This is a genomic window from Faecalibacterium sp. I4-3-84 (assembly GCF_023347255.1).
Taxonomy (GTDB): Bacteria; Bacillota; Clostridia; order Oscillospirales; family Ruminococcaceae; genus Faecalibacterium; species Faecalibacterium taiwanense.
This window is the reverse complement of sequence record NZ_CP094466.1, coordinates 2,410,325-2,431,016: the sequence shown is the minus strand read 5'-3', so window position 1 is coordinate 2,431,016 and position 20,692 is coordinate 2,410,325. Positions and strand designations below refer to the sequence as shown.

14 protein-coding genes, 4 tRNA genes, 3 rRNA genes and 1 other annotated feature are annotated in these 20,692 nt (G+C 56.0%); of the genes, 7 read left to right on the top strand and 14 right to left on the bottom strand.

What is annotated here, in order from left to right; translation table 11 throughout:
• Nucleotides 1–8 precede the first annotated feature (8 nt).
• Together MTP41_RS11935 and MTP41_RS11930 are read left to right on the top strand one after the other, a co-directional pair.
• Nucleotides 9–323 (top strand): helix-turn-helix domain-containing protein, encoded by a 315-nt coding sequence (locus tag MTP41_RS11935; RefSeq protein WP_097783233.1) that lies wholly within the window; start codon nucleotides 9–11, stop codon nucleotides 321–323.
• Nucleotides 324–339: 16 nt separating this feature from the next.
• Entirely contained in the window at nucleotides 340–1,728 is a 1,389-nt protein-coding gene (locus MTP41_RS11930) for a site-specific integrase (RefSeq protein ID WP_249235582.1), read from the top strand.
• A 162-nt stretch (nucleotides 1,729–1,890) separates the two neighbouring features.
• On the opposite strand, the gene MTP41_RS11925 is transcribed toward MTP41_RS11930, so the two are convergent.
• The 14 genes from MTP41_RS11925 to MTP41_RS11860 form a co-directional block, all read right to left on the bottom strand.
• Nucleotides 1,891–1,966, bottom strand: a tRNA-Lys gene (locus tag MTP41_RS11925).
• A 5-nt stretch (nucleotides 1,967–1,971) separates the two neighbouring features.
• Nucleotides 1,972–2,043, bottom strand: a tRNA-Glu gene (locus tag MTP41_RS11920).
• Between the two features lie 7 nt (nucleotides 2,044–2,050).
• Nucleotides 2,051–2,167, bottom strand: a 5S ribosomal RNA gene (gene rrf / locus MTP41_RS11915).
• Between the two features lie 127 nt (nucleotides 2,168–2,294).
• Nucleotides 2,295–5,129: ribosomal RNA gene (locus tag MTP41_RS11910) — 23S ribosomal RNA — on the bottom strand.
• 207 nt (nucleotides 5,130–5,336) lie between these two features.
• Nucleotides 5,337–5,413 (bottom strand) — tRNA-Ile (locus MTP41_RS11905).
• 3 nt (nucleotides 5,414–5,416) lie between these two features.
• A tRNA-Ala gene (locus tag MTP41_RS11900) sits at nucleotides 5,417–5,492 on the bottom strand.
• A gap of 121 nt (nucleotides 5,493–5,613) precedes the next feature.
• Nucleotides 5,614–7,124 (bottom strand): 16S ribosomal RNA (locus tag MTP41_RS11895).
• The 16S, 23S and 5S rRNA genes sit together here with 4 tRNA genes alongside, the layout of an rRNA operon.
• 440 nt (nucleotides 7,125–7,564) lie before the next feature.
• Entirely contained in the window at nucleotides 7,565–8,236 is a 672-nt protein-coding gene (locus MTP41_RS11890) for a sigma-70 family RNA polymerase sigma factor (RefSeq protein WP_097776626.1), read from the bottom strand.
• Between the two features lie 27 nt (nucleotides 8,237–8,263).
• Complete coding sequence (gene spoIIAB, locus MTP41_RS11885; protein WP_005945484.1) at nucleotides 8,264–8,698, bottom strand: anti-sigma F factor; 435 nt, start codon at nucleotides 8,696–8,698, stop codon at nucleotides 8,264–8,266.
• 3 nt (nucleotides 8,699–8,701) lie between these two features.
• Complete coding sequence (locus MTP41_RS11880) at nucleotides 8,702–9,019, bottom strand: STAS domain-containing protein (protein ID WP_097773870.1); 318 nt, start codon at nucleotides 9,017–9,019, stop codon at nucleotides 8,702–8,704.
• A 96-nt stretch (nucleotides 9,020–9,115) separates the two neighbouring features.
• Nucleotides 9,116–10,381: a folylpolyglutamate synthase gene (locus tag MTP41_RS11875; protein ID WP_154261145.1), complete on the bottom strand. Its 1,266-nt coding sequence runs from the start codon at nucleotides 10,379–10,381 to the stop codon at nucleotides 9,116–9,118.
• Nucleotides 10,382–10,384: 3 nt separating this feature from the next.
• Nucleotides 10,385–10,897 carry a VanZ family protein gene (locus tag MTP41_RS11870; protein WP_249235581.1) on the bottom strand — a complete coding sequence of 171 codons (513 nt, stop codon included), beginning with the start codon at nucleotides 10,895–10,897 and terminating at the stop codon, nucleotides 10,385–10,387.
• A 1-nt stretch (nucleotide 10,898) separates the two neighbouring features.
• Entirely contained in the window at nucleotides 10,899–13,604 is a 2,706-nt protein-coding gene (locus MTP41_RS11865; RefSeq protein ID WP_249235580.1) for a valine--tRNA ligase, read from the bottom strand.
• A gap of 59 nt (nucleotides 13,605–13,663) precedes the next feature.
• Nucleotides 13,664–13,885, bottom strand: a binding site (T-box leader).
• Between the two features lie 188 nt (nucleotides 13,886–14,073).
• Nucleotides 14,074–15,861 carry a bifunctional homocysteine S-methyltransferase/methylenetetrahydrofolate reductase gene (locus MTP41_RS11860; protein ID WP_249235579.1) on the bottom strand — a complete coding sequence of 596 codons (1,788 nt, stop codon included), beginning with the start codon at nucleotides 15,859–15,861 and terminating at the stop codon, nucleotides 14,074–14,076.
• A gap of 151 nt (nucleotides 15,862–16,012) precedes the next feature.
• Here MTP41_RS11860 and MTP41_RS11855 point away from each other — a divergent pair, with 151 nt between their 5' ends.
• The 5 genes from MTP41_RS11855 (at nucleotide 16,013) to MTP41_RS11835 (ending at nucleotide 20,667) form a co-directional block, all read left to right on the top strand.
• On the top strand, nucleotides 16,013–16,618 hold the full coding sequence (locus MTP41_RS11855; protein ID WP_249235578.1) for a GNAT family N-acetyltransferase: 606 nt from the start codon (nucleotides 16,013–16,015) through the stop codon (nucleotides 16,616–16,618).
• Nucleotides 16,615–17,880, top strand: coding sequence for a GTPase HflX (gene hflX / locus MTP41_RS11850; RefSeq protein WP_097776631.1), 1,266 nt, complete (start codon nucleotides 16,615–16,617; stop codon nucleotides 17,878–17,880). Before MTP41_RS11855 ends, hflX begins: the two co-directional genes overlap by 4 nt.
• A gap of 532 nt (nucleotides 17,881–18,412) precedes the next feature.
• Nucleotides 18,413–18,853 (top strand): Lrp/AsnC family transcriptional regulator, encoded by a 441-nt coding sequence (locus MTP41_RS11845; RefSeq protein ID WP_005945452.1) that lies wholly within the window; start codon nucleotides 18,413–18,415, stop codon nucleotides 18,851–18,853.
• 151 nt (nucleotides 18,854–19,004) lie between these two features.
• Nucleotides 19,005–19,562, top strand: a complete 558-nt coding sequence (locus MTP41_RS11840) for a DUF4358 domain-containing protein (RefSeq protein ID WP_154256674.1) — start codon at nucleotides 19,005–19,007, stop codon at nucleotides 19,560–19,562.
• Between the two features lie 103 nt (nucleotides 19,563–19,665).
• Entirely contained in the window at nucleotides 19,666–20,667 is a 1,002-nt protein-coding gene (locus MTP41_RS11835; RefSeq protein WP_005945443.1) for a glycosyltransferase family 2 protein, read from the top strand.
• The last annotated feature ends 25 nt before the right edge of the window (nucleotides 20,668–20,692 follow it).

The following is a 20,692-nucleotide window of genomic DNA, read 5'->3' as shown; positions in this document are numbered from 1 at the left end:
CAATGCTTATGGATTTTGACCGTAATTCTATGACCGTCCCTGTGCAATCTTCCGATTATACGAAAAAGTTCTTGCAAAAGGACTCGAATCCCACTACAATGGAAGTGGTCACTCAAACCAATGCCGTCAAGTCTCCGACTGACAGCCCGGCAACCACGAAACTGGTGTACACGGTGGAAGAGATCGCACGAATGCTGGCCATCAGCCTGCGCTCTGCTTACAATCTGTGCAACAGCACCACCGAATTCCGTGTCCTGCGAGTAGGCGGAAGCATCCGTGTGCCGAAGGACAGCTTCGATGCGTGGCTCTACCGGGCAGCTTGATAAGGAGGCAAACAGTATGGCATATATTACGAAGCGCGGCAACTCTTACAGCGTCCGCTACACCTACGAAGATGAGCACGGCAAGAGCTGCGACAAATGGGAGAGCTTTCCCACAAAAGAGGAGGCAACGAACCGAAAAAAGCAAATCGAGCATGAACTGGCCGCTGGCACTTTCCTGATCCCGTCCTCGGTAACGGTGGCAGAGTTCCTGATGGACTGGCTGCCGAAACAGTGCAGCAAGCACAAGTGGGCACCCAAAACCTACGAATCCAACCTTTCCACCATTCAGAATCTCATTATCCCCTATATCGGTAGCATGGAGATGCAGAAGCTCAAGCCCTACCACATGGAGAACCTCTACACGACCCTGAGCAAAACGCCCTGTGGTTCGTATATCGAGGGCAAGAAGCAGAAACTGACCGAAAAGCAGAAGCAGCGTTTCCTTTCCGGCACAACGATCCATGAGGTGCACCGGCTGCTGGGCACTGCCTTCCAGTATGCCGTAGAGTGGGGCATCCTTGTCAAAAGCCCTGTTCCCGTGGACAGCCCCAAGAAGTCTACGCAGGAGCGCACCATCTGGACGGTAGAGGAAATGAGGGCGGCTCTGGACAGCATGGAGGACCCCATCCTGCATCTGGCAGTCCACCTCACACTGGTGGGCGCACTGCGAGAGGGCGAGATCGTAGGTCTGACCCCGGAAGATCTCGATTTTGACGCAGCAGATGGCATCGGAACCTTCCGTATCAACAAGTCCATGCAGCGGGTGCGAAAAGAATCCCTGAACCAAGTGGACGATGGCTGCATCATCAAGATATTCCCGGACAAGCTGGAGCGCAGCACCACTTCCCTCATCCTGAAAAGCACCAAAACCGCATCCTCCTGCCGTACCATCTTCATGACCTCTGCACTGAAAGAGGAATTGAAGAAGTGGCTGAATCAGTTGGCGGCAGACGAGATGAAAGACCCGGCACGCTACCATGATAGCGGAATGCTGTTCCGTCTACCCAATGGTCTGGCAGTGGAGCCGGTGCTGATCCGCAAGAAGTTCCTCAAATGGCAGGATGCCCACCCGGAATTCCCCCGCATTGTGTTCCACGGTTTGCGGCATTCCAGTGCCACCTATCAACTGATGATCTCCGGCGGCGATGTGAAAGCCGTTCAGGGCACCACAGGGCACGCCACGGCGGATATGCTGGTGAACACCTACGCTCATATCCAGCAGTCCTCTCGTGTAGAACTGGGCAGGAAATTTGAGGAAGGGTTCTATGCTAAACAGGAAAGCCCCAGCCCGCAGGCTGTACCCGCCGCAGGCGAACCGACCATCTCCATGACCGCTCTGCTGGAACTTCTGAAGGACGCAGACCCCGAAGTAAAGGCGCAGCTCCGTCTGGCTCTGCTGACCTGATGCAAAATTTACCACGCATTTCAAAGCAATTCCAGCCCATGCAGAGGATTCCCACGAAAACGCCGACCGTGCAAAAACCGTGCATTGACCGTGCAAACCCCGATTTTTCGGGGTTACATAACAAAAAAGAACGTCAAATCTTACGATTTGACGTTCAATATCTGGTGCACCTCCAGGGACTCGAACCCTGGGCCCACTGATTAAGAGTCAGTTGCTCTACCAACTGAGCTAGAGGTGCAAATATGACCCGTACCGGAATCGAACCGATGTTAAAGGCGTGAGAGGCCTCTGTCTTAACCGCTTGACCAACGGGCCATATAAAAGTCGGCGACTACCTATTTTCACGCGCCGTTTCCAGCGAACTATCTTCGGCACAAGTGAGCTTAACTTCTGTGTTCGGAATGGGAACAGGTGGAACCTCACCGTCATCGACACCGACCGATCTGACTGGCCTAGTATAACATGTTTGTTGTACTTTGTCCAGTGTTTCTTAGAAGGACGTGCCTTCAAAACTGAATAATCACTGCTCACATTTTTTCGTTGACTCTCAGAGTCTCAAGCGAATTGTGGTCAAGCCCTCGACCTATTAGTACACGCTTGCTGAATGGATCGCTCCACTTACACATCGTGCCTATCAACCTTGTAGTCTTCAAGGGGTCTTACTTGTTTGAAACAATGGGATATCTTATCTTTGGGTCGGCTTCACGCTTAGATGCTTTCAGCGTTTATCCGATCCGTACATAGTTGCCCAGCTATGCTCTTGGCAGAACAACTGGTGCGCCAGAGGTACGTCCGCTCCGGTCCTCTCGTACTAGGAACAGCTCCCATCAAATATCCTGCGCCCACGACAGATAGGGACCGAACTGTCTCACGACGTTCTGAACCCAGCTCGCGTACCGCTTTAATTGGCGAACAGCCAAACCCTTGGGACCGAATACAGCCCCAGGATGCGATGAGCCGACATCGAGGTGCCAAACCTCCCCGTCGATGTGGACTCTTGGGGGAGATCAGCCTGTTATCCCCAGGGTAACTTTTATCCGTTGAGCGATGGCATTTCCACTCACATACCACCGGATCACTAACTCCAACTTTCGTTACTGCTCGACCCGTCAGTCTCGCAGTTAGGCTCGCTTCTGCGTTTGCACTCTTTTGCTTGATTTCCGTTCAAGCTGAGCGAACCTTTGAACGCCTCCGTTACTCTTTAGGAGGCGACCGCCCCAGTCAAACTGCCCACCTAACAATGTCCCCCGCCTTGATTCAAAGGCGCAGGTTAGAATTCCAATATCGCAAGGATGGTATCCCAACGGCCACTCCACAAACGCCAAAGCACCTGCTTCCTAGTGTCCCATCTATCCTGTGCATGCAACATCGAAACCCAATATTAGGCTACAGTAAAGCTCCATGGGGTCTTTCCGTCTTGTCGCGGGTAACCGGCATCTTCACCGGTACTACAATTTCGCCGGGCGGGCTGTTGAGACAGTGCCCAAATCATTACGCCTTTCATGCGGGTCAGAACTTACCTGACAAGGAATTTCGCTACCTTAGGACCGTTATAGTTACGGCCGCCGTTCACTGGGGCTTCGATTCAATGCTTGCACATCTCCTCTTAACCTTCCAGCACCGGGCAGGCGTCAGCTCGTATACGTCATCTTTCGATTTAGCACAAACCTGTGTTTTTGGTAAACAGTTGCTTGGGCCGATTCTCTGCGGCTGCATTGCTGCAGCACCCCTTCTCCCGAAGTTACGGGGTCAATTTGCCGAGTTCCTTAACAACCCTTCTCCCGTTGGCCTTAGAATCTTCTTCCTACCTACCTGTGTCGGTTTGCGGTACGGGCACCGCAGAAATACACACAGCTTTTCTCGCCATCTTCCATCCCGGACTTCGGTACTAACTTCCCTCGATCGCTACCGGAACCAACACCCGGCTCCGAGACTTCATATGTGTCCCTGTGTTTAACTCTTTTGGTGGTGACGGAATCTCTACCGTCTGTGCATCGGCTACGCCGTTAGGCCTCACCTTAGCTCCCGACTAACCTGGAGCGGACGAACCTTCCTCCAGAAACCTGAGGCTTTCGGCCATGCAGATTCTCACTGCATTCGCGCTACTCATTCCGGCATTCTCACTTCTATACACTCCACAGCCGCTTGCGCTACTGTTTCACCGCGTATACAACGCTCCCCTACCCAGCATGTAAACATGCTGCCTAAGCTTCGGTGTCAGGTTTAGCCCTGTTAAATTCTCCGCGCAAAGACGCTCGACCAGTGAGCTATTACGCACTCTTTGAATGAGTGGCTGCTTCTGAGCCAACATCCTGGTTGTCTGCGTATCTTCACATCGTTTTCCACTTAACCTGACTTTGGGACCTTAGCTGTAGATCTGGGCTGTTTCCCTTTTGACAATGACATTTATCTGACACTGTCTGACTCCCAAGCATCAATACTCTGGCATTCTGAGTTTGATAAGCTTCGCTAACCTCTCGGCCGCTAGGCTATTCAGTGCTTTACCTCCAGGTATCTAACTTGAGGCTAGTCCTAAAACTATTTCGGGGAGAACCAGCTATCTCCGGGTTCGATTGGAATTTCTCCGCTACCCACAGTTCATCCGCCGCCTTTTCAACGGAGGTCGGTTCGGTCCTCCATGGAATTTTACTTCCACTTCAACCTGACCATGGGTAGGTCACCCGGTTTCGGGCCCATTATATGCAACTTAACGCCCTTTTCAAACTCGCTTTCGCTTCGGCTCCAGACCTTAAGTCCTTAACCTTGCTGCATACAATCGCTCGCCGGACCGTTCTACAAAAAGTACCCTATCACGCATTGACGCGCTCTAGGTGCTTGTAGGCACAGGGTTTCAGGTTCTTTTTCACTCCCCTCCCGGGGTGCTTTTCACCTTTCCTTCACAGTACTATACGCTATCGGTCACTGGGTAGTATTTAGGGTTGGAGGGTGGTCCCCCCGTATTCCGACCAGGTTTCACGTGTCTGGCCGTACTCTGGAATTCGCTCGGCTCTTGTCGTTTTCACCTACGTGGTTCTCACACTCTCTGACCGGCCTTCCCATGCCGTTCGGTTAACAACTTAAGTCCTAAATGCGCTCCGTACCCCGAAAGTATTTCTACTCTCGGTTTGCCCTCTTCCGCGTTCGCTCGCCACTACTTACGGAATCTCGTTTGATGTCTCTTCCTCGCCCTACTTAGATGTTTCAGTTCAGGCGGTTCCCTCGATATACCTATTTTGAAGTTCAGTATAACGTACCTGAGTATGAACCCAGGTGAGTTTCCTCATTCAGAAATCTCCGGATCAATGCTTATTTGCAGCTCCCCGAAGCTTATCGCAGCTTATCACGTCTTTCATCGGCTCCCAGTGCCAAGGCATTCGCCCTGCGCCCTTGTTCGCTTGACCTTTCAAACGTTCTTTCAAGAACATTTGGTATCCTCTTGATTCTCTCTTGCCAACGAAGATTATTGTTACCCTTCCTTTTGAAATTGTAATATTTCTTAAAAAAGAACTTACTATAATCTTTGTTTCGCAGTTATTATTCAGTTTTCAAGGTACGTCTTGGTGATGTTTCTCAAAGCCCGGTCTCCCGGAACTTTGAGAAACATCACATGGTGGGCCAAAATGGACTCGAACCATCGACCTCACGATTATCAGTCGTGTGCTCTAGCCAGCTGAGCTATTGGCCCATGTGGTGGAGATTAAGGGAATCGAACCCTTGACCCCCTGCTTGCAAAGCAGGTGCTCTCCCAGCTGAGCTAAACCCCCACATTAGGAATTGAGTTCCCTTTTCAGGGCCCTCAAAATCGAACAATATCTACTCTTCTCGTTTGTTACCTGTCCAAGGACTGTCCATCTTTTGATGTCCTGTCCTTGCCTGACTCCTTAGAAAGGAGGTGATCCAGCCGCAGGTTCTCCTACGGCTACCTTGTTACGACTTCACCCCAATCACCAGTTTTACCTTCGGCGGCGTCCTCCTTGCGGTTAGACTACCGACTTCGGGTCCCCCCGGCTCTCATGGTGTGACGGGCGGTGTGTACAAGGCCCGGGAACGTATTCACCGTGGCATGCTGATCCACGATTACTAGCAATTCCGACTTCGTGCAGGCGAGTTGCAGCCTGCAGTCCGAACTGGGACGTTGTTTCTGAGTTTTGCTCCACCTCGCGGTCTTGCTTCTCTTTGTTTAACGCCATTGTAGTACGTGTGTAGCCCAAGTCATAAAGGGCATGATGATTTGACGTCATCCCCACCTTCCTCCGTTTTGTCAACGGCAGTCTGGCCAGAGTCCTCTTGCGTAGTAACTGACCATAAGGGTTGCGCTCGTTGCGGGACTTAACCCAACATCTCACGACACGAGCTGACGACAACCATGCACCACCTGTCTCCTTGCTCCGAAGAGAAATACTGTTTCCAGCATCGTCAAGGGATGTCAAGACTTGGTAAGGTTCTTCGCGTTGCGTCGAATTAAACCACATACTCCACTGCTTGTGCGGGCCCCCGTCAATTCCTTTGAGTTTCAACCTTGCGGTCGTACTCCCCAGGTGGATTACTTATTGTGTTAACTGCGGCACTGAAGGGGTCAATCCTCCAACACCTAGTAATCATCGTTTACGGTGTGGACTACCAGGGTATCTAATCCTGTTTGCTACCCACACTTTCGAGCCTCAGCGTCAGTTGGTGCCCAGTAGGCCGCCTTCGCCACTGGTGTTCCTCCCGATATCTACGCATTCCACCGCTACACCGGGAATTCCGCCTACCTCTGCACTACTCAAGAAAAACAGTTTTGAAAGCAGTTTATGGGTTGAGCCCATAGATTTCACTTCCAACTTGTCTTCCCGCCTGCGCTCCCTTTACACCCAGTAATTCCGGACAACGCTTGTGACCTACGTTTTACCGCGGCTGCTGGCACGTAGTTAGCCGTCACTTCCTTGTTGGGTACCGTCATTATCTTCCCCAACAACAGGAGTTTACAATCCGAAGACCTTCTTCCTCCACGCGGCGTCGCTGCATCAGGGTTTCCCCCATTGTGCAATATTCCCCACTGCTGCCTCCCGTAGGAGTCTGGGCCGTGTCTCAGTCCCAATGTGGCCGTTCAACCTCTCAGTCCGGCTACCGATCGTCGCCTTGGTGGGCCGTTACCTCACCAACTAGCTAATCGGACGCGAGGCCATCTCAAAGCGGATTGCTCCTTTTCCCTCTGGTCGATGCCGACCCGTGGGCTTATGCGGTATTAGCAGTCGTTTCCAACTGTTGTCCCCCTCTTTGAGGCAGGTTCCTCACGCGTTACTCACCCGTTCGCCACTCGCTCGAGAAAGCAAGCTCTCTCTCGCTCGTTCGACTTGCATGTGTTAGGCGCGCCGCCAGCGTTCGTCCTGAGCCAGGATCAAACTCTTTATAAATGATATTTATCACTTCTAAAGTGTTAAATCTTGTTCGCTCAGCACGCAATCGCTTGCGTCCTGTGTGAATTACTTTTGGAATTGTTTTTAGTGTTTTTCCAAACACTTAAAAGGTTCCTTACAAGTTTTTCGATATTGTTCAATTTTCAAGGTCCTGTGCGCCTCAGCCTTGCGGCTGAAAGCTTATTTATTTTATCACTTTCGTGATAAGCTGTCAAGCACTTTTTTGAATTATTTTTGAGTTTCTTGTCGAAGCTCATCGATTCTTCACGTTAGGACGTTCCTTCTGAAGTGTTTCATTCTGTTGGACGTCCGCCTGACAGTAATGTATTTTAGCACAGCCTTTTGCAAAAAGCAAGCATTTTCTTCATATTTTTCGCAAAAATCTGGCTTTTGGCTTTTTGCCCAGTTTTTTCCTTTTAATCTGGAAAGTATGACATCTAATCTTCTAAAAGTCGGCGGCGCAGCTGCACCAGTATCTTGCGTTCCCGCCGGGAGATCTGCACCTGTGTGGTATGCAGCACCTTTGCAGTTTCACTCTGGGTCTTGTTGCCATAAAACCGCAGGCGGATCAATTGCCTGTCCTGTTCCGGCAAAGCGTGAAGCACCTCTTCCAGACTGATACGTTCTGCCAATGCTTCTTCCGGGGATTCTACTGGAATATCCATCTGCCGGTCCTCTTCTTCATTTTCCGGGGTCAGGCTCATGGCGGGCTGTGCCGCCTGAATGGCAAGTGTGATGTTCTCTGTAGGTTCATTCAATTCTTCCGCCAGCTGAGAAAGGGTCGGCTCCGTACCGCACACTTTCATGTGATGCTCCCGTGCCGCCTGTACGCGCATCCCCAATTCTTTTAAGGAGCGGCTCACCTTGACTGTGCCGCTGTCCCGGAACAGCTTTTTGATCTCGCCTAAAATTACCGGAACTGCATAGGTAGAAAAGCATACGCCGCGGCTCTCATCAAAATTATCGCAGGCTTTTACAAGTCCCATGCATCCGGCACTGTACAGGTCATCGTACTCTATGCCCCGCCCGCGGAAGCGCCCGGCGCAGGCGTGCACCAGCCCCAGATTCTGCTCAATGAATGCGTCCCGCCGGGTCTTATCCGATACCATGCTCCTGCCTGCCTTTCCTGTTATGTATCATTCTCTCTGGGCCAGACGCTTGATGAGCAGCACCTTTGTACCCTTGCCGGGCTTTGAGATGACCTTGACCTTATCCATAAAGCTCTGCATCACCGCAAAGCCCAGCCCGGAGCGTTCCTCCGGGTTTCCGGTGGTGAACAGCGGTTCCATGGCCTGCGGGATATCCGGGATGCCGATGCCCTTATCTGCCACCGTGATGTGCACCTCCCGCCCGGGATAGACTGCAATGCTCATGGCCACCGGCCCGATGTGGTCCGGGTAGGCATGGACGATGCAGTTGGTCACCGCCTCAGACACTGCCGTTTTGATATCGGCCAGCTGCGGCACGGTGGGGTCGTACCGGGCAAGAAAGGCCGCCGCTGCGCCCCGGGCGTAGCTTTCGTTCACACTGAGGGAATCGAACTGGATCTTTGTTGTGTTTTCCGCTTTCATGGTTTATTCCTCCTTCTGTCCTGCATCCGTGCAGGGGATGCGCGCCAGCTGCAGCACCTTTGCCAGCTGGGACGGTGTGTGCTGCACCCGCAGTGCCGTGCCCAGTGTGCGGGCAATGCGCTGCCGCCCCAGGATCAGCCCTACACCAGATGAATCCATAAATCCGACCCCGCCAAAATCCAGGATCATGGTCTGCGGGGCACGGCTGACCAGTGCATCATCCAGCTGGATGCGCAGGCTCTGCGCCGCATCGTGATCGATCTCGCCCGCAAGGTAGGCATAAAGCACATCGCCCGCCGGGCTGAAGCTTACCGTTGCCATGGTTTGTCCATCTCCTTTGCCAAAAATAAAAAGATCCCGTACACATGGTTTCAGTGTACGGGATCTTTCGTTTATTTTTTAGGGAAGCGTGTCGGCTCAGTTGTTCACCAGCAGTTCAGCCGCTTCCAGCGCGGCAGCTTCGCCGCCGCAGACCAGCAGGCCGCGGCGGGTGTTGGCATGAGCCAGCTCCACTGCTTCGGCAATGCTGGTGCACATCTCGGCATCAAAATGATATTTTGCCTTTTCGGTCAAACGGGCCGTCATCTCGTCATCGCCGCCTGCCGGGGTGACAAGATACACCTTATCAAAGGGGTTCTCACTCATGCCGGGCATGGTGGACTTATCCTTTTTCTGCTCCTCAGGGGTCAGGCCGGTCTCCAGTGCGGAGAAGAACGCTTCGGCTCCCTCCTCCTCTGCCAGACCGATGATGGCGCTCATATGGCGCACCTTGGCCATGTTGAGCACCCGCAGCAAGGCTGCTGCCTGCTGCGGGGTGCGGCAGGCATCCAGAATGATGAGTGGGCGCTGCGAGATGACCCGGATGCTGCTGCGGTTCTCCACCGCAGCCAGACCTTCCAGAATGGCATCGTCGGTAATATCAAAGCCCTTGCGGCACAGCGCCAGCGAAAGCTCCACAGCCATGGCAGCGCTGCCCGCCGCATGACGGCCCAGAAAAGCCAGCGGCACGGTATATCCGCCGTAGTCCACCTTGCTGGCAAACTTTTCTGCCTCCAGAAAGGTGATATCCTCCGGGTCCGGCACCACCAGCTCACAGCCGCACTTGCCTGCGGCCACGATCAGCTCGCTGAGCACAGACTTGGGCTGCTCCGGCGCGGTGACGCAGATGCTTTCCTTGCGCATGACACCTGCTGCCAGAGCCGCAAGGCGCTCCACCGAGCGGCTCACACCGTCCGGGCCGACCGAGGTGACGGCGCACACCGGCATGCCGGGCAGCGCTTCCGCAAGGCCCGCATCCGGCAGTTCCACCACGGCCAGCGTGCAGCCCGCTGCGCCAAAGCAGTTGGCCGCAGCGGCCAGCTCCGCTGCATCCTGCGGCAGGGCTTCGGCTGCGGAAAGGGCATCCGCAGTCAGAGCCAGCAGGCCCTCGTCCACCGGGGCATCATCGATGCAGATGCGCTCCGACAGCGGGCGGCACCCGGCATGGTACAGGCCGGCATGGATCCCCTGTGCGTGCAGGATGGCCGCCAGCAGGCGGGCCGTCACGGTCTTGCCTGCCGTGCCTGCCACGCCCACGAACTGCACCTTCTGCACCGGCGCGGTGAACGCGGCGCGCAGCTGTTCGGTGGAGGCAAAACCGTCCGGCAGGGCGGCAAAATACTGATTTGCCTGTTCGATGGTCATTGGTTACTCCTTATTACGATAGTTGAACAACAATCTGCACAGCGCCATGAGCACCAGCGCCGTAAGGATGCCCGCCAGAACACCGGCTGAATCCAGCCACACATCGGTGACCTGACTGCTGCGTCCGGGCGAAAAGATCTGGATGGTCTCATCGGTCAGCGCAGTGAGCACGCCGCCCAGCATGGGCACGCTGATGTGCCAGATATACTGCCGGGTATACGCCCGCATACACAGCATGAGCAGAAAGCCCTCCAGCATATACTCGCAGAAGTGTGCCAGCTTGCGCACGATGTGGTCGGTCAGGCGCTGGGCAAGGGCCGGATGGCCCAGACGGCGCAGAGCCGCCTGCAGCAGAGTGAGCACCCGGCCGCTGGACACAGTAGACACCGAGGCGATCTTCATGGAATTGGAAAAGATGAACGCGATGCAGCCGATGAGAGCAAGGGTAAAGATCACCCGCCCTGCGGTCACCCACGGCGAAGTGCGCTGTGCGCTGCTGTTATATTCCCCGCTCAAATCAGCCCAGAGCCTTGATGCTCTGCTCGATGTTGGCCAGCTTATCCTGGCTCTTGGCGTACTTATTGCGGATCTCCTCCACCAGTGCCGCCGGGGCGCGCTCCACGAACTTGGGGTTGTTCAGCTGGTTCGCGAACATGGCCATTTCCTTTTCGGCCTTGGCCTTTTCCTTGTTCAGGCGGGCCAGTTCCTTGTCGCGGTCGATCAGCTCCATCATGGGGATGAAACCGCGGGCGGCGTGGGTGGACACCTGCACCATGCCGTCGGTGCTGCCCTCGTACTTCTCGGTAAAGGTCACGTCGGTGGCAAAGGCGAACTTTGCCAGATAGACCTGTGCCTTCTGGAAGGGTGCTGCGTCGGCGGTCTCAATGATCATGCTGGTCTTTTTGGCGGGGTGGACATTCATCTCGGTGCGCATGGTACGCACGGCCTTGATGTAGTCCATAACCTTTTCAAAAGCTTCCTCTTCGTCGGCCCAGTTGTGAGCTTCGTCAAAGGTGGGCCAGCTCTGGGTCATGATGGTCTCGGCAGAGCCGGGCAGAGCCTGATACAGTTCCTCGGTGATGAAGGGCATGAAGGGATGCAGCAGCTTGAGGGCCTTGTCCAGCACATACACCAGCACACGGCGGGCGGTGTCGGCCTGCTCGGCATCGCCGGAGTTCAGGCGGGGCTTTGCGATCTCGATGAACCAGTCACAGTAGACATCCCAGATAAAGCTGTTGATCTTGGCGGCGGCCAGACCCATCTCGTAGTGGTCGAGGTTGTCGGTCATGGCACCGGCCACCTGATTCAGCTTGGTGAGCACCCACTTGTCGCTCATGTCCAGCTTGTCCTCACTGGGCAGGCCCGGGGTAAAGTCCTCGGGCAGGTTCATCAGCACAAAGCGGGTAGCATTCCACAGCTTATTGGCAAAGTTGCGGGCAGCCTCCACCTTCTTTTCGATATAACGCATGTCGTTGCCCGGGGTGGAGCCATCCACCAGCATAAAGCGCAGGGCATCTGCGCCGTACTGGGCAATGACTTCCAGCGGGTCGATGCCGTTGCCCAGACTCTTGGACATCTTGCGGCCCTGACTGTCGCGCACGATACCGTGGATGCAGACAGTGCTGAAGGGTGCCTTGCCGGTGTAGGCCAGACCGGAGAAGATCATGCGGCTGACCCAGAAGCCGATGATATCGTAGCCGGTAACGAGGGTGTTGGTGGGGTAGAAATACTTGAGGTCTTCGCTCTCCTCATTGGGCCAGCCCAGCGTGCTGAAGGGCCACAGAGCGGAGGAGAACCAGGTATCCAGCGTATCGGGGTCCTGCGTGAGCTTTGCGCTGCCGCACTTGGGGCAGGCGCAGGGAGCGGACTTTGCCACCACGGTCTCGCCGCAGTCGTCGCAGTACCATGCCGGGATCTGATGGCCCCACCACAGCTGACGGCTGATGCACCAGTCGCGGGTGTTCTTCATCCAGTTCATATAGTTCTTGGTGAAGCGCTCGGGCACGAACTTGATCTCGCCCTTTTCCACGCTCTCGATGGCGGGCTTTGCCAGCGGCTCCATCTTGACGAACCACTGTTTGGACACCATGGGCTCGATGGTGGAGTGGCAGCGGTAGCAGGTGCCCACCTCGTGCTTGAGGGGCTCGATTTCCTTCAGGAAGCCGCCTGCTTCCAGATCGGCCAGAATGGCCTTGCGGGCCTCGAGGGTGGTCATGCCGGCGTACTTGCCGCAGTCCAGCACCTCCGGCTCATTGATGGCGTTCTTGCCGGCGGCGAACAGGGCATCGGCAGCAGCCTTGTCGGCAGCACCGGTCATGTGGCCGTCGTAGGTGAACACACGCACGATGGGCAGGTCGTGGCGCAGACCCACTTCAAAGTCGTTAGGGTCGTGGGCGGGGGTGATCTTGACCACACCGGTGCCCTTGGTCATGTCGGCGTGCTCGTCGCACACAATGGGGATCTCCTTGTTCAGCAGGGGCAGCACCACATGGCAGCCGTGCAGATGGGCATAGCGGGGGTCATCGCCGTTGATGGCAACAGCGGTATCGCCCAGCATGGTCTCGGGACGGGTAGTAGCCAGCTCCAGCATCTCGCCGGTCTCCTTGACCGGGTACAGCAGGTGCCAGAAGCTGCCGTCCTTCTCCTCGTACTCCACCTCGGCATCCGAAATGGAGGTGTTGCAGTGGGGGCACCAGTTGACCATGCGGTTGCCGCGGTAGATCAGGCCCTTGTCGTACAGGCGCACGAACACTTCCTTGACAGCCTCGGAGCAGCCCTCGTCCATAGTAAAGCGCTCACGATCCCAGTCGCAGCTGCTGCCCAGCTTTTTCAGCTGGCTGACGATGCGGTTGCCGTACTTGGTCTTCCATGCCCATGCACGGTCCAGAAAACCATCGCGGCCCACCATCTCCTTGGTCAGGCCCTCGGCACGCATGGCCTCCACCACCTTGGCTTCGGTAGCGATGGATGCATGGTCGGTACCGGGCACCCACAGGGCGGCATAGCCCTGCATCCGCTTGGTGCGGATGAGGATGTCCTGCATGGTGTTATCCACCGCATGGCCCATGTGCAGCTGACCGGTGACGTTCGGGGGCGGCATGACGATGGTGTAGGGTTTCTTGTCGGGGTCTGCCTTCGTGTGGAAGTAGCCGCCGTCCAGCCAGAACTGGTAGATGCGGTCTTCCACCTGGCTGGGGTCGTACTGTTTTGCAAGTTCTTTCATAGGGTCCTCCCAGTAAAAAATGATGAAGTGGGACGAAAAAAGCCGTCCCACGGAACGTTCCATGGGACGGCTGTAATAACCGCGGTACCACCCAAATTGCGCAGAGCATCCTGCGCCCCTTGATGCCCCGGTAACGTGGGACAGCTCCGAGAGCGGCTTGCTCTTCAGCTCACCGCTCCTGCTCCAAAGTGACAGCACACCGCCGGGCCATACCGGGTTTTCAGCAGCCCCCGGCTCTCTGGATGGCAAAAGCGATACACACTCTTCTTCAACGCATTTATAAAAAGAATATAGCGTTTTTTGTGCGATTTGTCAATTACTTTTTCTTCAAAAGAATTTATCCCGATGCATCTTACGGTTTAGGCCTTATTCGTGAAAGCGCGTTTGGAGTGGCCCGCAGGCCACGACAAACGCAAATATAAAAAATTTTTTCCGCTATCAATGGCCAGAGCAAACGCATCGGCTATTTTCAATCCGCGATCCCTTCATCCTTCAGCCTTGCAATGAGCCGCTCCATCAGGGCGATGCGGTTGAAGGGGGTCATCAGGTAAAAGCCGTCTGCATAGGGCGCTGCAGCCTGCGCGGCCTTCACCGAGACTTCCAGCCCCAGCTCTTCGCCCTGCGCACGGTCCAGCCCGGCAAAACGCTCGATGATCTCAGCGTCCACATGGATGCCGTTGACCTCGTTCTCCATAAAAATGGCGTTGCGCTGGCTCACCACCGGCATGATGCCGGCCAGAATTTTCGCCTTTTCGCCCAGCGTTTCGCGGGTCTTTTTCAGGTTCACCACCGCCTGTGCGGAGAGCACCGGCTGGGTAAGGAAGCCGCTCATGCCATTTTGCAGCTTTTCCTGTGCGCGGCGCAGCTCCACATCAAAGTTGCGGGCGTTCAGGTTCAGCGCACCGAACACGGTGAGGGGCGAGGGCATCTCCCGGCCCTCCCCTGCCAGCGAGACGATGTACTGCGCCAGCTTGCGGGAGTTGAACTGGTACACGTTCTTCACCTCGTCCCGCTCTGCGGTGGGGATGGGGTCGCCAGTGATGGCCAGCACCTCCCGCACGCCCTCGGCGTACAGGCCCAGCAGCAGGGCCTTGGCGGCGTTCAGATTGCGGTCGCGGCAGGTCATGTGGGGCAGCACGTTCAGCCCCAGCTCCCGGTGCACCCGGCAGGCCACCAGCGAGGAATCCATCCTTGCCCGGGCAATAGGACAGTCCGCAATGGTCAAAAGGTCTGCACCAGCAGCCTGCAGGCGGCGTGCACCGTCCAGATAGCCGGTCAGGTCGGCATCCTTGGGGCTGTCCAGCTCAATGGCGATCACCTTTTTGCCTGCGTTCAGCTTGCGCAGGAAGGCATCGTCCGTTTCCACTTCCGGCTTTGCGGCGGTGGGTACCGGCGCTGCCGCTGCCACCGGCAGCTGCCCCGGCAGCGCATCCAGCGCCGTGCGCAAGGCCGCAATGTGGGCAGGCGTAGTGCCGCAGCAGCCGCCCAGAATGCGCACACCCTCGGCGGCAAGGCGGGCCAGCTCCCGTGCAAAGTACTCCGGCCTGCCCTGATACTGCACCCGGGTGCGGGTGACCACCGGGTAGCCTGCGTTGGGCATGACAGACAGGGGCAGCTCTGTTCTGCCCAGTTGCCGCACCAGTGTGCGCATGGCACCGGGAGCAGAAACGCAGTTCAGGCCCACGGCATCCACTGCACTGCAAGCGGTCATGCTGCGCACCAGCTGAGTACAGTGCCGTCCCTCACGGGTGTAACCGTCCGGCAGCACCGCAAAGGACACCAGCACAAAGGCATCCGGCACTGCTTCTTTGATCTGCCGCGCAGCTTCGGCCACACCGGCATCGCTGCTCAGCGTCTCAAACAAAAAGTTCTTTGCCCCCAATGCGGCAAACCGCTCGGCAAGGGCCGTATAGGTCTGTGCCGCCGGGAGCGATTCCGTGTCCGGGGCCGGGCCAAGATCGGCAAACACGGCAGCGCTGGTCTTTGCAGCGGCCTGTGCAGCCAGCTTCCAGCCTTCATCTGCCATGGCCTCCCACATGGGGTTCTGCGCTGCTGCCATACGCGGCAGGCCGAAGGTGTTGGTCTTGATAGCATCGGCACCCGCTTCCAGATATGCGCGGTGCACGGTCAAAATGCCGTCCGGGTCCAGCAGGTTTGCCTGCTCACATTCCTGCCCGGGCTTTGCCTTATAATATGTACCCATGCCGCCATCGAACAGCAGCGGGCGCTTTTTTAAAATTTCACGCACATCCTTCATGAGGGAGTTCTCCTTTTTCCTACAAAAACGCTTGGCTTTCAGTTTAATGCACAAATGCCGTCCGGTCAAGCGTTTTTTCACGGCGGCGCTTGCAGGAACGCAAAATTTGTGCTATCCTATGCATACTTTATAAAGTGGGGAGGTGTGTGCCATGCGCCATGCCGGAACGCAAACGCTTGAGACCGACCGGCTTTTCCTGCGCCGCCTTCTGCCGCAGGATGCCGGCATGATGTACGCAAACTGGGCATCCGACCCGGAAGTGACCCGCTTTCTGCGGTGGGAGCCGCACAAAAACGCGCTGGAGACCGTAGGTCTGCTGGCGGCATGGGCCACCCTTTACCCGAACCCGGACTACTACCAGTGGGCCATTGTGGAAAAGGCTTCCGGGCAGGTGTTTGGCAGCATCAGCATCTTTAATGCTCTGCTCGGTGACCCGGCACAGAAAGCGCTCTGGCCGCAGCAGGACTGCACAGACGGCATCTGGGAAGCAGGCTACTGCATCGGGAAGCACTGGTGGAACCATGGTTTTGCAACCGAAGCTTTAAAAGCAGCAGTAACCTACTGGTTTGAGAATACAGACGGCGGCTGGCTCACCTGCTGCCACGCAAAAGAGAACCCTGCCAGCGGCCGGGTGATGGAAAAAGCAGGCTTTCTCTACCACCACGATGCCATTGATCATAAATTTGACGGCACACCGGTGGAGTGCAGAAGCTATCTGCTGACAAGAGAACGATATAACAGAAAGGACTTACCTTGAGCGAACTTTACGATATTTTGGTAGAAACACCCCCGACGAAGGTCATTCTGCTGGCGCTGGATCAGGGCCTGTGGGACTGCGAGCGCAGCCTTGCAGAGCTTTCCGCCCTGTGTGAGGCGAATCACATGGAAGCCGTGGCGCAGGTGACCCAGAAGCGCCAGACCCCGGAGACCGGCATCGTGCTGGGCAGCGGCAAGCTGGAGGAAGCCAGCCTTGCCGCCGAAACGCTGGGCGCGGAATGCGCCGTATTTGATGGTGAACTGACCGGCAGCCAGATCCGCAACATCTCCAATGCGCTGGGCGGACTGGAAGTGATCGACCGCACCATGCTGATCCTTGAAATTTTCCGCAGCCGCGCCGTCACCAACGAAGGCAAACTGCAGACCGAGCTGGCCCTGCTGCGCTACCGCCTGCCCCGTCTGCAGGGCATGGGCGAAGCGCTCAGCCGTCAGGGCGGCGGCGGCGGCGGCGGTGGTGGCGCCCGCCGCGGTGCCGGTGAGACCAAGCTGGAACTGGACCGCCGCCATGTGCATGCCCGCATCGATGCGCTGGCCGAAAAGCTGGCCGAAATGGAAAAGCGCCGGGGCGAGAGCCGCAAGGCCCGTGCCAAGACCGGGATGCCGGTGGTCAGCCTTGTAGGCTATACCAACGTGGGCAAATCCAGCCTGATGAATGCTCTGTGCGGCCCAAGCGTAGCGGAAGCGGACATGCTGTTCGCCACACTGGACCCCACCAGCCGCAAGCTGATACTGCCCAGCGGCATGGCGGTGCTGCTGGTGGACACGGTGGGCTTTGTGTCCCGCCTGCCCCACAATCTGGTGGAAGCCTTCAAGTCCACGCTGGAAGAAGCGGCATGGTCGGACGTGATCATCCGTGTGGCAGACGCAGGCGATGAGCAGCGGGAAGAGCAGCTGGCCGTCACGGACGAGGTTCTGGACGGGCTGGACTGTGCGGACATCCCCCGCCTGACCGTCTACAACAAGTGCGATAAGCCGGGTGCCATGAGCTTTGACCCGGACATCCTGCTCACCAGTGCCAAGACCGGCTACGGTCTGGACACCCTGCTGGCAAAGCTGGACGAGATGCTCAGCGACCGGGTGCACACCTTAAAGGTGCTGCTGCCCTACGATAAACTGGGCCTTGCCGCCCCCATGCGGGAGCGCGGCAGCGTGCAGGTGGAGGAATACCGGGAGGACGGGCTGTATCTGGAGGGCATCGTCAAGACGGAAGACCTGCACTGCTTTGAAGGGTATCTGGTCTGATAGGCGTACACGATCTAAATCGCCTCCGCTGTGCTCCGGCTATCATCAGCGGAATAATATTTTGAGATAGAACAAGCCCGGAAAGTCTGCGGACTTTCCGGGCTTGCATTTTCACGGGCGGGGTCGCAGCCGAAAGCAGCTGCTCTATGGGTCGAGTACATTGTCTGCCACTGCTTTTTTCAAAAAGAAAAAATCCCCAACAAACACAAAAACCCGCCTGGCAGCGGGCTTTTGTGTATAGAGGGGTGGGAAAGTATATAAAGTGGTGAATCTCAAATTCAAAGCGGCAGGCGCTTTCTGTGCTGCGCTGCCTTGCATGATGTATTATACCCCTTTTTGTTTTCTTGTCAAACAAAATTTTCCGGTTTTGCTTTAAATTAAGTCTTTACTTTTTCGGTAAAACTTTATATAATTAACGCAAAGCAAAGCAAAAGCAAAATTTTTTGACTTTTGTATGTTTGCACCAACAATAAAACTTTACTTTCAAAAAATTTTATACAATCCAACATATTTTCAAAAAGGAGTATTCCCCATGGATGATCTGGATCGTAAGATTCTCTCCCTGCTGGCAAAGAACGCACGGATGCCGGTCAAGGAGATCGCCGAGCAGGTATCGCTGACCAGTCCTGCTGTTTCCAGCCGCATTCACAAGCTGGAAACGGATGGCATCATCAGCGGCTACACCGTCACCCTGAACCGCCCCGCTGACCGGATGTATGTGGATGCCCTCATCAGCCTTTCGGTAGCGCCTTCCAAGCAGGATGCCTTTCTGGAGCTGCTGCAAAGCAGCAAGGAAGTGCTGCAGTGCTACCACGTCACGGGTGCATACACCTTCCTTGTCAAGGTGAGCTGCGGCAGCATGCCCCAGCTGGAACACCTGATCCTGCAGTTCCAGAAGCTGGGCACCACCAGCACCCAGATCATCCTTTCCACGCCGGTAAACCACGGCGAGCTGGATGCCCTTATGCTGTAACGCTGTTCATAAAATAGTTACGTTTGCGGTGCAATTCTGCCGGGGTGTTCTTTCGTATTATGGATAGCAGGCGCAAAACAGCACACAATAGCTTCAAAACCGCTGCGCCCGCTTTCACACGAAGATTTTCACACACGAAAGGACTTCATTTATGAAACGTATCATTGCTTCCCTGCTTGCCGGTCTGTGCCTGCTTGCTCTGGTGGGCTGCTCTGCCGGCAGCAAGGCCGACTCTGCCGCCCCGAAGGACTACTCCCAGATCATCCACGATGCCCGCACCGACGAGGACAACGAATACGATATGATCTTTACCAAAGGTGAGGACGGCAAATTCACCGCCATCGACGGCTACAGCGCCGAGTATGAGGCCGACCAGCTGAATGACGAGCTGAAAGACATCGTGTTCCCCCTGCTGGGCCTTGAGGACGGCAGCTACGAGAGCTTTGCTGCCTCTGTTTCCTCCATGATGGTGCGCAGCTACGCCATAGCCATTGTGAAGCCTGCCGAGGGCAAGACCGACGCTGTGAAGGCTGCACTGGAAGCCTATGTGCAGAGTGAGCAGCAGTCCATGGAACACTATCTTGAGGATCAGTATCTGGTCGCCAAGGCGGCCACCGTCACCGTAGCTCCCACCGGTGAGGTGGTTCTGGTGTGCGCCGAGGATCACGACACCATTCTTTCCAACATCGAAAAAGCCCTTGCCGCATAATTTTTGCCCTGCCGAAGCCGCATCCTGCCGGGATGCGGTTTCTTTTTGTGTGCAGATATGCTATACTGTTCCCGTGAACTTGCACTGAAATACAGGAGTATTTATGTATAAAGCGACTATCGTGATCCCGAATATCAACGGCAAGGGCTGGCTGAAGGATTCTATCGAGTCGGTCTATGCCCAGACCGAACAGAACTTCCGGCTCATTGTGGTGGACAACGGTTCCACCGACGAAAGCCTTGAGCAGGCCCGCAGCTATTGCAGCCGCGAAAATTTCACCCTCATCGAAAACGGCACCAATACCGGCTTTTCCCATGCAGTGAATCAGGGCATTGCGCTGGCGGACAGTGAATATGTGGTGCTGTTCAACAACGATGCCTTTGCCGAACCCCAGTGGCTGGAAGAGCTGATCCGCACCGCTGAGACCGACCCGAAAATCTTTGCAGTGCAGAGCCTGATGATCCGACACTTCGACCGGGAGCTGGCCGACGATGCCGGCGATTACGTCACCTGGATGGGCTTTGCTTGCAAGACCGGCGATGGCCGCCGCGCAAGCCGCTACACCCGGCAAAAGCGCATCTTCTCGGCCTGCGGCGGTGCGGCGCTCTACCGCAAGAGCATTCTGGACGAGATCGGCAATTTTGACGAGAACTTCTTTGCCTACTTTGAGGATGTGGACCTGAGCTGGCGCGCCAACAATGCAGGCTATAAAAACCTGCTCTGCCCCACCGCCAAGTGCTACCACATCTGCGGTGCCAGCACCGGCGCGGTGAAGTACAACGCCTTCAAAAGCCAGCAGAGCGGCCGCAACAGCATCCTGCTGCCCCTCAAGAACGAACCGCTGCTGATGCTGATTTTAAACTTCATCCCGCTGGCTGTGGGCTACCTGCTCAAGTGCTACAAGTTCCACAAACAGGGCTTTGGCGAGGCATGGGACAAGGGGATGCACGAAGCCTTTGCCCTGCTGAAAAGCGGCAGGCTGGGCAAGCGGCCTTTCCGCCTGAAGGATCTGCCCAACTACATCCTGATGGAGCTGTGGATGATCTGGAACATGGTGCCGTACCTGTGGTACCGGCTGGTGATCGTAAAATTTGACCTCAAATAAAAAATACCGGATACGAAGCATCTGC

Coding starts and splice junctions, on each gene's coding strand:
- MTP41_RS11890 (WP_097776626.1), bottom strand. CDS start 8,236: ATGGTATCGGATAAGACCCGGCGGGACGCATTCATTGAGCAGAATCTG.
- MTP41_RS11880 (WP_097773870.1), bottom strand. CDS start 9,019: ATGGCAACGGTAAGCTTCAGCCCGGCGGGCGATGTGCTTTATGCCTAC.
- MTP41_RS11840 (WP_154256674.1), top strand. CDS start 19,005: ATGAAACGTATCATTGCTTCCCTGCTTGCCGGTCTGTGCCTGCTTGCT.
- MTP41_RS11855 (WP_249235578.1), top strand. CDS start 16,013: ATGCGCCATGCCGGAACGCAAACGCTTGAGACCGACCGGCTTTTCCTG.
- MTP41_RS11875 (WP_154261145.1), bottom strand. CDS start 10,381: ATGACCATCGAACAGGCAAATCAGTATTTTGCCGCCCTGCCGGACGGT.
- MTP41_RS11860 (WP_249235579.1), bottom strand. CDS start 15,861: ATGAAGGATGTGCGTGAAATTTTAAAAAAGCGCCCGCTGCTGTTCGAT.
- MTP41_RS11845 (WP_005945452.1), top strand. CDS start 18,413: ATGGATGATCTGGATCGTAAGATTCTCTCCCTGCTGGCAAAGAACGCA.
- MTP41_RS11865 (WP_249235580.1), bottom strand. CDS start 13,604: ATGAAAGAACTTGCAAAACAGTACGACCCCAGCCAGGTGGAAGACCGC.
- MTP41_RS11930 (WP_249235582.1), top strand. CDS start 340: ATGGCATATATTACGAAGCGCGGCAACTCTTACAGCGTCCGCTACACC.
- MTP41_RS11935 (WP_097783233.1), top strand. CDS start 9: ATGGATTTTGACCGTAATTCTATGACCGTCCCTGTGCAATCTTCCGAT.
- spoIIAB (WP_005945484.1), bottom strand. CDS start 8,698: ATGAAAGCGGAAAACACAACAAAGATCCAGTTCGATTCCCTCAGTGTG.
- MTP41_RS11835 (WP_005945443.1), top strand. CDS start 19,666: ATGTATAAAGCGACTATCGTGATCCCGAATATCAACGGCAAGGGCTGG.